Source organism: Spirillospora sp. NPDC049652 (genome assembly GCF_040675125.1).
Taxonomy (GTDB): domain Bacteria; phylum Actinomycetota; class Actinomycetes; order Streptosporangiales; family Streptosporangiaceae; genus Spirillospora.
In genome coordinates this window covers 1-12,878 of sequence record NZ_JBFAOF010000114.1, presented here as the reverse complement: position 1 = coordinate 12,878, position 12,878 = coordinate 1, and the positions used below count along the sequence as shown (strand labels likewise).

Here is a 12,878-nt window from a genome sequence, read left to right as displayed (position 1 = left end):
GCACCAGCTGCGGCGCGACCGACAGGACCAGCGCGCCCGCGCCGGTCGCCGCGATCGCCGCCCGCACCGCGAAGCCCGGACGCGTCGCCCCCTCGATTCCCCCGGCGGACGGCACGAACACCCGGACGGCCCAGGCGAGGTAGTAGTACAGCCCGATGACGGTGTTCACGGCCATGACGACCGCGAGCCAGGTCACGTCGCCCGCGACCGCCGCGCGGAAGACGACGACCTTGGCGAACAGGCCCATCACGCCCGGCGGCAGTCCGGCGAGGCAGATGAGGAAGAAGGCCAGCGCGGTCCCGGTGACGGGGTCGCGGCGAGCCAGGCCGCGGAAGCCGTCCAGTGTGACGTGCGCCTCCCCGGCCCGCTGGACGGCGACGACCACCGCGAACGCGCCGAGGTTCATCACGGCGTACAGCGCGACATAGGCGATGGTCGCGGCGACGGCCTCGGACAGGCGGCGCTCCCCGACCGCGAGCGGCGCGAGCATGTAGCCGGACTGCGCGACCGACGACCAGGCGAGCAGCCGGATCGCGGTGCCCTGCCGCAGCGCCATCAGGTTCCCGAGCGTCATCGTCACGGCGGCCAGGGCGGCGATGACCGGCCCCCACACGTCACCGAGGGACGGCATGCCGTACCCCACGACGATCGCGAGCCCGGCGAATCCGGCGGCCTTCGACACGACCGACAGGTAGGCCGCCACCGGCAGCGGGGCGCCCTGGTAGACGTCCGGGGCCCAGAAGTGGAACGGGACGGCAGCGACCTTGAACGCGAACCCTGCCAGCACCAGCACCGCGCCCGCCGCCGCGACCGGCTTCAGGTCGGCGGGGAGCGCGCGCAGCCCGGCCGACAGCCGGTCGAGGTGCATCGCGCCGGTCACGCCGTACAGCAGGGAGACCCCGAACAGCATGACGGCCGTGGACACGACCGAGACGAGGAACAGCTTGAGGGCTGCCTCGGCTGCGACGCCGTCCCGCCGCCGCAGCCCGACCAGCGCGAACACCGGCAGGGACAGCGTCTCCAGCGCGACGACCAGCGTCACCAGGTCGCGCGCGGCGACCAGGGCGAGCGCGCCGACGACCGCCGAGAGCAGGAGGAAGTGGTACTCGCCGGCGGGCAGGTCGTCGGTGTCGATGGTGTGCAGCGACAGCAGGACGACGATGACGGCGGCGGCGAGCACCAGGCCCTGGAAGAGCAGCGCGAAGTCGTCCGCCGCGTAGGAGCAGGACCGCGGTCCGGCGCCGCGGAGGCCGGCCGGGACGCAGAACGTCGTCCGCCTCTCCCCGGCCGCCAGCACGATGACCGAGACGAGCGCGGCACCGAGGAATCCACAGGTCAGGATGCCCAGCCAGCGGCGCGGAGCGTCGAAGGCGTCGGCGAGCAGCGCCACGAGCGCCGCCACCGCGCACAGCACCGGCGGCAGGATCGCCACGTAGTCGATGCCCTGGATCATCCGATTCCTCCGAACAGGGCGCGGACGGGTTCGGACGTCACCGCCAGCAGCGTCTTCGGCCACAGCCCGACCAGCAGGGTCAGCGCGACCAGCGGGACCCACGCGGCGTACTCGTACACGGTCGGCGCCACGATCACAGCGTCGGCGTCGTCACCGGCTTCGGCCGTGTCCTTCCGTGGACGGCCGTGGGTGATCCTCGCCAGCAGGCGCAGGAAGTAGGCGGCGGTCAGGACCGCGCCGAGCCCCCCGAACGCCATGAACGTGACGAACGCCGGCCGGGACAAAGCCGCGTCCGGACGGTACGCGCCGAGCAGCGCCAGCATCTCGCCCCAGAACCCGGCGAGGCCGGGCAGCCCGAGGGACGCGACGGCGGCGAAGGTGAGGAAGGAGGCGAGGCGGGGCGCGGTGCCGAGCATGCCGCCGCCGATCCCGGCCAGGTCGCCGGTGCCGTACCGCTCCTTGATCGACCCGGCGAGGAAGAACAGCAGGCCGGTGATCAGGCCGTGCGCGATGTTGCCGAACAGCGCCGCGTTCACGCCGACCGGGGTGAGCGTCGCGATGCCGAGCAGGACGAAACCCATGTGCCCGACGGACGAGTAGGCGATCATCCGCTTGAGGTCGGTCTGGGCGAGGCAGGCGAGCGCGCCGTAGACGATCCCGATCACCGCGAGCAGGCCGAGCCACAGCGCGCAGGAGCGGGCGCCGTCCGGCGCGGACGGGACGGCGACGCGCACGAGCCCGTAGGTGCCCATCTTCAGCAGCACCCCGGCGAGCAGGACGGACCCGGCCGTGGGGGCCTCGGTGTGCGCGTCCGGCAGCCAGGTGTGCAGCGGCCACATCGGAGCCTTCACCCCGAAACCGAGCATCATCAGCAGGAACCCGGCGACCTGGACGCCGTGCGGGACGCCCGCGCCGTGCCGCCGGGCGAGCTCGGTCATGTCGAGCGTCCCGGCGTTCACCGCGACGAGCAGCATCCCGGCGAGCAGCAGTCCGGACCCGAGCAGCGTGTACAGGATGAACTTGGTCGCCGCCGCGCGCCGTCCCGGGCCGCCCCACAGCAGGATCACCGCGAACATCGGGATGAGGACGACCTCGAAGAACACGAAGAACAGCACCAGGTCGAGCGCGGTGAACGTGCCGAGCATCCCGATCTCCAGGACGAGCAGCAGCGCCGTGAACAGCCGGAGCCGCCCGCCCGCCGGAGGATGGCGGTGGGTGTAGAGGAAGCACAGGAACGTCAGCAGCGCGGTCAGCACGACCAGGGGGAGCGAGATCCCGTCCACGCCGAGGTGGAAGCGCAGGTCGAGCGACGGCTCCCAGGCGCGGTCCACCGCGAGCTGCGTCCGCGACGCGTGCGAGAAGTCGAACGCCGCCAGCGCCGACAGCCCCACCAGCAGCGTCGCGCCGGACACGAGGACGCCGAACCGGCCGAGGGACGCGTCGTCCGGCAGGAACCGCGCCCTCGGGACGAGCAGCGCGAGCGCCGCGCACGCCGGGATCGCCATCATCAGCAGGAAGATCACCGGAAGATCACCGCCAGGGCCGTGATGACGACCACGCCGCCGAGCAGCGCGGTCAGGTAGGTCTGGGTGTTGCCGTTCTGCGGGATCCGCAGCGGTCCCGCGAGCCTGCGCGCCGCGCGGGCCGTCCCGACGACGGCGGCGTCGATGCCCGCGCGGTCGCCGACCGCGACGGCGCGCGCCAGCATCCGGACGGGCCGGACGATCACCAGCGCGTACACCTCGTCCAGGTAGAAGGCCTTGGCGAACACCGGACGCACCGGACCGAGCACTCGCGCCGGGTCCGCCGCCGGGTCGCGGTTCCAGACCGTCCACACCGCCCCGAACCCGGCGGCCACGAGAACGGCGCTGAGGAGGGACGACACCAGCTCCGGGCGCAGTTCGGGCGCGCCGAGCCCGAAGTACCCCAGGATCGCGGCGGGGACGGCGAGCGCCATGACGGGCCAGGTCATCAGCTTCGGCGCCTCGTGCGCGCGCGTGTCGCCACGCGTCTCGCCGAAGAACGTCATCAACCAGGCACGCGCCGAGTACGCCGCCGTGAGCACGACGGTGAGCAGCAGCCCGAGGTAGATCGTCCAGGCGACGCCACTCGGCAGATGGTGCTCCCAGGCGACGAGTGTGAACGTCACGTGCGGCCCCCCGGACGACGCGGGCGACGCCGTCGGGGGCAGCGGCTGCTGGGCGGCCCAGCCGGCGGCCTGGTCCCCGACGTCGTAGTAGCCGTGGTGGAGGGCGCCGTGCTGGGCGGCGGCGATCACGGCGTCCTTGCTGAACCAGCCGCTGAACGCCGGGACGCCGACGAGGGCCGCGAAGCCTACGGTCATCGTCCAGAAGGTGATCGGCATCGTGCGGCGCAGGCCGCCGTAGCGGGCGAGCGTGTTCGTGGCGGTCGCGTGGATGACGCAGCCCGCCGCCAGGAACAGCAGCGCCTTGAACGCCGCGTGCGTGACCAGGTGGAAGACCGCCGCCGAGCGCGCCCCGACCGCGAGCCCGGCGGCCATCACCGCGAGCTGGCTGATCGTCGAGTAGGCGAGGACGCGCTTCAGGTCGTCCTGGGCGAGCGCCGCCAGCGCGGAACCGACCATCGAGACGACCGCGACGAGGCCGAGCACGGTCAGCGCGGCCGGGACGAGCCAGAACACCGGGTAGACGCGAGCGACGACATAGATCCCGGCCGCGACCATGGTCGCCGCGTGGATGAGGGCGCTGATCGGGGTCGGGCCTGCCATCGCGTCCGGGAGCCAGGTGTGCAGCGGGAACTGCGCCGACTTGCCGACGACTCCGCACAGCAGCAGCAGTGCGCCGGCGGTCAGGGTCGTGTGCGGCATGTCCCCGGCCCGCGCGAGCACGTCCGAGATGGTGAACGACTTCGCGCCGACGCCGAGGACGAACACGCCGAACAGGAAGCCGACGTCGCCGAGCCGCGTCACGAGGAACGCCTTGACGGCGGCGCGGGAGTTCGCGCGGTCCTCCCAGTGGTGTCCGATGAGGAAGTACGAGCAGACGCCCATCACCTCCCACCCGGCGTACAGCAGCAGGAGGTCGCCGGCGAAGACGACCAGCAGCATCGCGGCGGTGAACAGCGACACGAACGCCGCGTAGGACGCGTAGCGCCGGTCGTCCGCCATGTACGCGACCGAGTACACCTGGACGGCGAGCGCGACGCAGCACACCATGACGCCGACGAGCCCGGACAGGCCGTCCACCTGGAGTCCGACGCGGACCGGCAGCGAACCGGTCTGGATCAGGGTGAGCGTGCCGGCGCGCTCGCCGGGCGACCGCCACACGGTGAACGCGACGATCGCCGCCAGGACGGTCGAGACCCCGACCGGGACGCACGCCACCCACGGCTGCGGAAGGCGGCGCCCGCCGAGCAGGCCCGCCGCCGCGCCGGCGAACGGCAGCAGGACGGCCAGCGCCGCGAGCGTGATCACTTGACCGCCTCCCGGGACGTGCCGTCCTGCCCGTCCGGCTCGGTGGCGTCGCCGGGCGTTCCGGGTTCGGCGAGGGTGCGCAGGCGGTCGACGTCGATCATCCGGCGGTTGCGGAAGACCATCAGCAGGATGGCGAGGCCGAGCCCGACCTCGGCCGCCGCGATCACGATCGTGAACAGGGTGAGCACCTGGCCGCCGTGCAGCCGGTCGCGCAGGTGCACGTCGAACGCGACGAGGTTGAGGTTGACCGCGTTCAGCATCAGCTCGACCGACATCAGGACGAGGATCGCGTTGCGCCGCGCGAGCACCCCGTACACCCCGGTCGAGAACAGCAGGGCGGCGGTGACGAGCGGGAAGGCGAGGTGCATCAGCGTCCCCTCCGGGCCGGCAGGTCCGTCCGGGAGAGGACGATCGCGCCGACCAGCGCGGCGAGCAGCAGGACCGACAGCACCTCGAACGGCAGCACCCAGGTGCGGAACACGGCCTCGCCGAGGTGCTCGGCGCTGCCGTTCGCCCGGGCCGGGCAGGACGCCACGCCCGGCGGGCACTGCGGGGCGTCGTTCACCGGTGTCCAGCGGAAGCCCATGACCAGCACTGTGACCAGCAGCGCTGCCGTTCCGGTGGCGACGGCGAGCGCGGCCCAGCGGTTGCCGGAGTCCAGGTCGCCGGACGGCCCGACCGGCGCCCGCGTGAGCATGATGCCGAACAGCAGCAGCACGACGACCGCGCCGACGTAGATGAGCACCTGCACCCATGCGACGAACTCGGCCGTCAGCACCAGGTAGCAGCCCGCGAGCGCGCCGAACGACACGACCAGCCACAGCGCCGCGTGGACGAGCTGGCGGGTCGTCACGACCAGGACGCCCCCGCCGACGGCGACAACGCCGAGCAGCGCGAACACCACATCGCGCCCGGTCATCCGCGTTCCCCGCCCTCGGCTCGCCCACCGGTCTCCCCGCGTCCGGCTCGCCCACCGGTTCCCCCGCGTCCGGATCGCTCGCCGGGCTCCGCACGTCCGGATCGCTCGCCGCGTTCGGCGGCCTTCTTCGCCGTTTGGACTTCCTTCGGCGGTTCGGCGTGCTCGTCGTGGGCCTGCGGCGGCGGGACGGTCCACATCCACTCGCGCAGGCGCTCGCGCTCGTGGGTCAGCTCGCCGATGTCGTACTCGGCGTACTCGAACTCCGGCGACCAGAACAGCGCGTCGAACGGGCACACCTCGATGCAGATGCCGCAGTACATGCACAGCGCGAAGTCGATGGCGAACCGGTCCAGGACGTTGCGGGTGCGCGGACGCCCGCCGCCCTCGGCGGGCAGCGTCTCCTTGTGCGAGTCGATGTAGATGCACCAGTCCGGGCACTCGCGCGCGCAGAGCATGCAGACGGTGCAGTTCTCCTCGAAGAGCGCGATCACCCCCCGGCTTCGCGGCGGAAGGTCCGGCTGGGCCTCCGGGTACTGCCGCGTGATCGAACGCCTGGTCATCGTCCGCAACGTGACGGCGAGCCCCTTGGCAAGCCCGCCTCCTGGCAACCGTCCCACGGGCCCATGATTGCGTACGGGGCGGCGCGGGGGAACGCGCCGGGCGCCGCGTTCGTCTCACCGAAAGGGATCCCTCAGGAGGTGGTGCCGCGTGACACCCGGCTCAGACCCGCGATTCCCCACCGGCCCGGTACGCCACGGATGGCCTCCGCAGTACTCGCCCTCACCTCCTCGCCCGTCCCCGCTGACCGGTCTGGGCTGGGCGATCCTGCCGGTCGTCACGCTGGGCTGGAGCACCCCGCTGACGTTCCTGTACGCGGCGCGGAAGTCCCGTTCCACCGCGCTCGCGGCCGGCGCGGTGGGCTACGCGTCGGGCATCGCCCTCTCGGTGTACCTGTGGATCCAGGCCGACGCCATGCTGTTCTTCTTCGGCATGCTGCTGATGACGCTGGTGTGGGTCGCCGGGTCGGTGAACGCGTTCGCGGTGCGCTCTGAGGTGTTCGGGCTGCGCGAGTCGTCCCGCAGCTCGGCGAACGACCACGCCATCCGCGTCGCTCGCTACCGGCGGACCCTGCGCGCGGACGCCCGCCGGCTCGCCGCCGAGGATCCGGCGCTCGCGCGCGAGCTGCACATCGGACGCCCCGACCTCGCCCGCGTCTACGACGACGGCGGCCTGATCGACGTGAACCACGCCCCGGCCGACGTCCTCGGCATGCTGCCCGGCCTCACCCCGGAGCTGGCCGACCGGATCGTCCGGCACCGCGCCGAGCACGGCGGGTTCGTCTCGGTCGAGGAGCTGGCCGTGGACGTCGACCTGCCGCCCGCGCTGCCGCCGAAGCTCAAGGACTACGCGATCTTTCTCGACTAGCGTCCGGCCGTCGCCGCCGACCGCCGCCGACCGTCGCCGACCGTCGTCGGCCGTCGTCGGCCGTCGTCGGACAGGGCGGCCGGTGGCGGGCGGTCAGCCGAGGGCGACCTTGAGGACGCCGGTCAGGGCGAGCTGCGCCAGCGACAGCGGGACGAGCCAGACCCACGCGAGTCGCTGCAACTGGTCCTCGCGCAGGCGCGGGTAGCTGACCCGCAGCCAGATCACCAGGAACGCCAGCACGAAGACCTTGGCGAGCGTCCAGAACCAGCCGAGCTGGCCTTCGAGGAACGGGCCCTTCCAGCCGCCGAGGAACAGCACGGTCGTCAACGCGCACAGCACGACGATGCCCGCGTACTCGGCGAGGATGAACAGCGCGAAGCGCAGCCCGCCGTACTCGGTGTACGGGCCGAAGATGATCTCGGAGTCGGCGACCGGCATGTCGAACGGCGGACGGCGCAGCTCGGCGAGGCCCGCGACGAAGAACACCACGCCGCCGACCGCCTGCCACGGCAGCCAGTACCAGCGCCACTCGTCGACGATCCCGGGCAGCGACAGCGTCCCGGCCGCCATCGCGACCGACGACGCCGCGAACACCATCGGCAGCTCGTAGGAGGTCAGCTGCGCGGCGACCCGCATCCCGCCGAGCAGCGAGTACTTGTTCGCGCTCGCCCAGCCGGCCATGATCGCGCCGATCACGCCGACGCCCATCACCGCGAGCGCGAAGAACACGCCGGGGCCGAGGTCCAGCGCGACCTGGCCGCGCGGGCCGACCGGGACGACCAGCAGCACCAGCAGGTACGGGACGAGCGCGACGGCGGGGGCGAGCTTGAAGATCCGGCGGTCGGCGGCGGCCGGGACGACGTCCTCCTTCTGGACGAACTTCACCCCGTCGGCGACCAGCTGCGCCCAGCCGTGGAACGCCCCGGCGTACATCGGGCCGAGCCGCCCCTGCATGTGCGCCATGACCTTGTGCTCGATCTGCCCGACCAGCAGCGGCAGGACCGCGAACGCGGCCGCGACCAGCGCCAGCTTGACGACGACCTCAAGCATGCGAGGGCCCCCAGTCGTCGGGGACGCCCGGCGGGCGGACACGGCGCCGGGACGGCGCGCCGTGCGCCGACTCGCCCGGTTCCTTCGCGCCCGGCCACGGCTTGGCGACGCGCGAGGCTAGGACGAAGTCCTTGCGCAGCGGGTGCCCCTCGAAGCCGTCCGGGAGGAGCAGCGGGACGAGGTTCGGGTGGCCGTCGAACACGACACCGAACATCTCGAACGTCTCGCGCTCGTGCCAGTTCGCGCCGCGGAACACGCCGGTCGCGGTCGGGAGCGCCGGGTTCTCGTGCGGGACGCGCGTGCGCACGAGCATGTGGTGCCGGCCTTCGAGCGAGTAGAGGTGGACGACGATCGCGAAACCGTCCTCCAGCTCGTCCACCGCGGTGAGCCAGTCGAAGAACACGCAACCGAGGTCGTCGCGCGCGAACGTCAGCGCTTCCAGCCAGGACTCGGCGGGGACGTCGGCGGTGACCTCGCCGTGGCTCTCGGACGTGGTGGCGGCGTCACCGAACCGCGTCGTCCACGCTTCGGCGAGTTCGGCGGGCGTCACCGCGTCCTGCCGATCTGGTCGTCGCTCTGGTCGCCCTGATCACTGTGGACGCCCGCGCCGCCCGCGTCCTCGCCTGCGTCGTCGTCCGCGAGGCCGGGGATGATCGACGGGTCGTGCTCCTGGAGCCGGGCCCTGCGGCCGCGCCCGGATCCGTTCTCCTTGCCGCGTCCGGCGGGTGGCGTCTCCTGCGGACGCCTCGCCTCCAGCCCGGCGGGCGGAAGTCTCACGGTCTCCGAGGGGACGGTCGCGTCGTCCGGCTCGACGACCGGCGGAAGCGGCATCGTCGTCACCGAGTCGGGCGGCTGGTGGATCCCGGGTTCGGGCACGGGCCATGTGACGTCGGCGGACGCATCGGGCGCAGGCGAGGCGGGTGCGTCCGGTTCGCGTTCGTCCGTGGACGCGGGCGGCGGTGCCGGTTCGGGGCCCGGTTCAGGGCTGGGGGCGGGCTCAGGCGGCGGCGGAGCGGGTTGGATCGGGCGGCGGAGGACCGTGGCCGGAAGCGGACGCGGCGGAGGCGGCGGTGTGACCGGGTCGGACCCGCCGTCGTAGCGGTCGCCGAGCGACTCGGCGGCGATCTTCTCCTGGAGCCGGATGATGCCGTGCAGCAGCGCCTCCGGACGCGGCGGGCAGCCCGGCACGTACACGTCCACCGGGATGATCTGGTCCACGCCCTTGGTGACGCAGTAGGAGTCCCAGTAGGGGCCGCCGCAGTTGGAGCACGCGCCGAACGAGATGACGTACTTCGGCTCGGGCATCTGCTCGTAGAGGCGGCGGACGGCCGGGGCCATCTTGTCGCTGACGGTCCCGGACACCACCATCAGGTCGGCCTGGCGCGGGCCGGGCGCGAACGGGATCACGCCGAGCCGGATGAAGTCGTGGCGGCTCATCGACGTCGCGATGAACTCGATGGCGCAGCAGGCGAGCCCGAAGTTGAAGACCCACAGCGAGTAGCGGCGGCCCCAGTTGAGCACGAACCGCACCGGTTTCGGCGCGAGCCGCGACAGCGGCCCGATGCTGGGCGGCGGAAGATCCACGGCGCTCATCCGGCCATTCTGGCCCACGTCCTCGCGGCCCGGCCCGCCGCTCACACCCACGACAGGACGCCCTTCCTGCCCGCGTAGGCGAGTCCGACGGCGAGGAAGGCCAGGAAGACGAACATCTCGCCCAGCGTCGTCATGCCGTAGCCGGGCGCGGAGAAGACGGTCGCCCAAGGGAAGAGGAACACCGCGTCCACCGCGAACACGACGTACAGGTAGGCGAAGACGTAGTAGCGGACGTAGGACTGCGCCCATCCCTCGCCGACCGGGTCGACACCGCACTCGTAGGTGGCGAGCTTCTCCCCGGTCGGACGGCTCGGACGCAGCAGGCGGTTGGCGGCCAGCCCGCCGGCGACGAGGGCTCCGCCGACGGCGAGCAGCGCGGCGACGACACCGTAGGTGTGGAAATAGTCCTGCACGGGCTCCTCCGGGGCCGGGTCCCGTCAAGTATCCCCGACCGGCTCCGCCGTGAGGCGTAGCCCGGCCCACGCATCTGACGGGTTCACAAACCGGACGCTTCGCCTCACGTTGGTGGGAGGAACCACCGCGTTCGGCGCGTTCCGGCGACACCGGCGGCGACGGGAGGCGACATGACGACGAGGAGCGCGCCGCTCGCCGCCACCGGCGGGGGCGATTTCCTGAAGGAACCGAAAAGTCACCCGACGCGTCGCATGCAGGTGGGCACAACGGACGCCGAACGCGCGCCGAACGGTGACGTCCCTTCCGACGATCGGGGCGGACGCCGCCCAGCGGCCGATGTCGGCGGCCGCCACTACGTTCGGATGCGTGATGGCCGATATGGGACGGCTCGGCAACGTGGCCGGCGTACCCGGTCCGCTCCCCGCCCGACACCTCAAGATCATTGCGAATCCCGAGGTCACCGGCCGCGCGACGGCCGCCCACCCGCACGACCAGCGGGAAAGTCCGGCCGCGTCCCGTGTGCGCCGGAGGCGGGACGGAGCGCTTCTCACCGACGAATAACTTCAACCTCACAATTGCCCACCAATTGGGGGGCCGCGGACCACACCCCCTGATCTTTGCTGCACACTGGACAGGCATTTGAGGTCATATGACCTGGAAGGATGTGACCGGATGAGTAGTCCTCCCCCGCCGCCGCCCGGATGGGACCCCCCGGCCGGTCCCTCCTGGCCGCCTCCGCCGCCCGAGGGCCCCGGAGGTCCCGGCGGGACGGGCGGTCCCGGGTACCCGGGCGCCCCCGGCGCGCCCGGCTACGGTCCGCCCGGCGCCCCGGGCGGGCCCGGCTACGGCAACCCCGAGACGCCGCCGCCGTTCTACGCGCCGCCGCCGCCCGGCCAGGGCATGCCCCCCGGGATGCAGCCCGGCATGGGGATGCCGCCGGGACCGGGGATGCCGCCGCCCGGCAAGCCCCGCGGCAACGGCGGCCTGATCGCGGCGATCATCGGCGGCGTGGCGCTGCTCGTCGTCATCATCGTGGTCGTCGTCGTGGTGGTGGTCGTCAACAACAGCGGCCAGAAGCCGGCCGACCGGCTCGCCAAGGCCGCCGACGCCGTCGCCGCCGCGCGGATGCTGACCTACAAGGGCACGGTCGGCTCCGCGTCGGACTCGCTCAACGGTGAGATCAAGGTGACCAAGGGCGGCCGCGCCTACGGCCCGGTCTCCTGGAGCGGCACGAACCTGACGTTCCTGTCGGCCGACGACAAGCTGTTCGTGAAGGCGCCCAAGTCGTACTGGTCGGGCAAGTTCACCTCGACGGTCAACTCCGGGATGCTCAAGGACGGCGACCAGTGGGGCGCCCTGAGCTCGACCGACCTGTCGGTCGACTTCAAGGAGAACCTCACCCCGACCGCGGTCGCCGACCAGATGCGCAAGTACAGCAAGTACCGGCTCACGACGACCAAGACCACGGCCCAGGGCAAGAAGGCCATCAAGATCACCGCGATCGGGACGAGCTTCTACGTCACCGCCGACGGCGACCCGCAGCTGCTCCGCTACGAGAGCGGCTACCCGACGGTCAACGCGGACGTCACCGCGCTGTCGTCCGCCGCGGCCACCCCGGCGATCAGCGACTTGCGGTCCCAGATGGGCCAGCTGACCGACGCCGTCGACTCCGACCACACCGCCCGCATCCAGGGCAAGGCGGAGTTCGTCAGCTGCAAGACGTTCGGCCAGCCCTGCACGGTGAAGGCGAACGTCTGGAGCACGCGCGGCTCGCTGTCGTCCATCACGGTCAAGGTCACCTTCCGGCTGACCGAGAAGCAGGACGGCGGCAAGTACTTCGGCGACTGCACCAGCACCGGAACCGTCACCTCCTACGACGACGTGCCCGTCCAGTGCACGATCTCGGGCGGCGAGTGGGCGCGCACGGGCAAGAACTACCAGCGGGTGTGGGTGACGCCGTACGCGGTGTCGCTCGCCACGTCCTCCAACGACGTCCAGACGCTGCAGCGGAACCTGGACTCCGAGTAACACCCCGGCGCCGGCTCCCGCGGGGGCCGACACCGCGCCGGGCATGACGCCGGCGATCAGAGTGCCGGACGGGCTGCACCACCGCGTCCCGTCCGGCACTCTTTGTTGTTGTCCGGTCGTCGGCAGGAAGAGCGCTGCGTGAGTTCGAACCAGGGGGGGACCTCCCCCGCACCCCCTTCTCACCCCGTCGAGACGTCCGCCGAGCACCGTCCGTCCGAGCGGGCGGCTCTTTCGGGCGACGGGCCGGAGGTGCCCGGAAACGACCCCGGCCGTTCAGAACCGTTCGGTCCGCGACCGGCCGGCTCGGGGGTCGGCGGCGGTGGTGCCAGCGGCGGCGGCAAGGCGTCGAAGAAGCTGATGGGGCGGGTGCTCGGCATTCCCTCTCCGCTGCTCATCGCCGGTGCGGCGGCGGTCGCGATCGCGCTGACGGCCGCGGCGTTCATGCTGACCGGCGACGACTCCGGCAAGAAGCGGCGGCCGATCGCCAAGCCGCGCGTGACGGCGCCGTGGGCGACGGCCGCGCGGCAGCGGCTACTGGCGGC

General features: G+C 72.3%; 13 protein-coding genes. 3 read left to right on the top strand and 10 right to left on the bottom strand.

Annotated elements, in window-relative coordinates:
• From AB0J52_RS10900 to AB0J52_RS10875, 6 genes are all read right to left on the bottom strand, one after another.
• Positions 1 to 1,453: NADH-quinone oxidoreductase subunit N (locus AB0J52_RS10900; protein ID WP_500181384.1), on the bottom strand; the 1,453-nt coding region annotated here is incomplete at its 3' end.
• On the bottom strand, positions 1,450 to 2,961 hold the full coding sequence (locus AB0J52_RS10895) for a complex I subunit 4 family protein (RefSeq protein WP_500181385.1): 1,512 nt from the start codon (positions 2,959 to 2,961) through the stop codon (positions 1,450 to 1,452). The genes AB0J52_RS10895 and AB0J52_RS10900, both read right to left, overlap by 4 nt.
• Positions 2,962 to 2,972: 11 nt before the next feature.
• Positions 2,973 to 4,907, bottom strand: a complete 1,935-nt coding sequence (locus AB0J52_RS10890) for an NADH-quinone oxidoreductase subunit 5 family protein (protein ID WP_500181383.1) — start codon at positions 4,905 to 4,907, stop codon at positions 2,973 to 2,975.
• On the bottom strand, positions 4,904 to 5,275 hold the full coding sequence (nuoK, locus tag AB0J52_RS10885; protein ID WP_500181382.1) for an NADH-quinone oxidoreductase subunit NuoK: 372 nt from the start codon (positions 5,273 to 5,275) through the stop codon (positions 4,904 to 4,906). Before nuoK ends, AB0J52_RS10890 begins: the two co-directional genes overlap by 4 nt.
• Positions 5,275 to 5,826 carry an NADH-quinone oxidoreductase subunit J family protein gene (locus AB0J52_RS10880; protein WP_500181381.1) on the bottom strand — a complete coding sequence of 184 codons (552 nt, stop codon included), beginning with the start codon at positions 5,824 to 5,826 and terminating at the stop codon, positions 5,275 to 5,277. The genes nuoK and AB0J52_RS10880 overlap by 1 nt, the downstream gene beginning before the upstream one ends.
• Positions 5,823 to 6,386, bottom strand: a complete 564-nt coding sequence (locus tag AB0J52_RS10875) for a 4Fe-4S binding protein (RefSeq protein WP_500181380.1) — start codon at positions 6,384 to 6,386, stop codon at positions 5,823 to 5,825. Before AB0J52_RS10875 ends, AB0J52_RS10880 begins: the two co-directional genes overlap by 4 nt.
• Positions 6,387 to 6,534: 148 nt before the next feature.
• Here AB0J52_RS10875 and AB0J52_RS10870 point away from each other — a divergent pair, with 148 nt between their 5' ends.
• Positions 6,535 to 7,251 (top strand): ComEA family DNA-binding protein, encoded by a 717-nt coding sequence (locus AB0J52_RS10870; RefSeq protein WP_500181379.1) that lies wholly within the window; start codon positions 6,535 to 6,537, stop codon positions 7,249 to 7,251.
• Between the two features lie 93 nt (positions 7,252 to 7,344).
• Here the strand turns inward: AB0J52_RS10870 and AB0J52_RS10865 are convergent, their stop codons facing one another.
• The 4 genes from AB0J52_RS10865 to AB0J52_RS10850 are packed head-to-tail and all read right to left on the bottom strand — an operon-like array spanning position 7,345 to position 10,307.
• Positions 7,345 to 8,301: a complex I subunit 1/NuoH family protein gene (locus AB0J52_RS10865; protein ID WP_500181378.1), complete on the bottom strand. Its 957-nt coding sequence runs from the start codon at positions 8,299 to 8,301 to the stop codon at positions 7,345 to 7,347.
• A complete protein-coding gene (locus AB0J52_RS10860) occupies positions 8,294 to 8,851 on the bottom strand; it encodes an NADH-quinone oxidoreductase subunit C (RefSeq protein WP_500181377.1) in 558 nt (185 codons plus the stop codon). The genes AB0J52_RS10865 and AB0J52_RS10860 overlap by 8 nt, the downstream gene beginning before the upstream one ends.
• Positions 8,848 to 9,894 (bottom strand): NADH-quinone oxidoreductase subunit B, encoded by a 1,047-nt coding sequence (locus tag AB0J52_RS10855; RefSeq protein WP_500181376.1) that lies wholly within the window; start codon positions 9,892 to 9,894, stop codon positions 8,848 to 8,850. The genes AB0J52_RS10860 and AB0J52_RS10855 overlap by 4 nt, the downstream gene beginning before the upstream one ends.
• Before the next feature lie 41 nt (positions 9,895 to 9,935).
• Positions 9,936 to 10,307: an NADH-quinone oxidoreductase subunit A gene (locus tag AB0J52_RS10850; RefSeq protein ID WP_500181375.1), complete on the bottom strand. Its 372-nt coding sequence runs from the start codon at positions 10,305 to 10,307 to the stop codon at positions 9,936 to 9,938.
• A gap of 673 nt (positions 10,308 to 10,980) precedes the next feature.
• Between AB0J52_RS10850 and AB0J52_RS10845 the strand changes: the two genes are divergently transcribed.
• Positions 10,981 to 12,336, top strand: coding sequence for a hypothetical protein (locus AB0J52_RS10845; RefSeq protein WP_500181374.1), 1,356 nt, complete (start codon positions 10,981 to 10,983; stop codon positions 12,334 to 12,336).
• Positions 12,337 to 12,474: 138 nt separating this feature from the next.
• On the top strand, positions 12,475 to 12,878 hold a 404-nt coding region (locus AB0J52_RS10840; RefSeq protein WP_500181373.1), incomplete at its 3' end, for a hypothetical protein.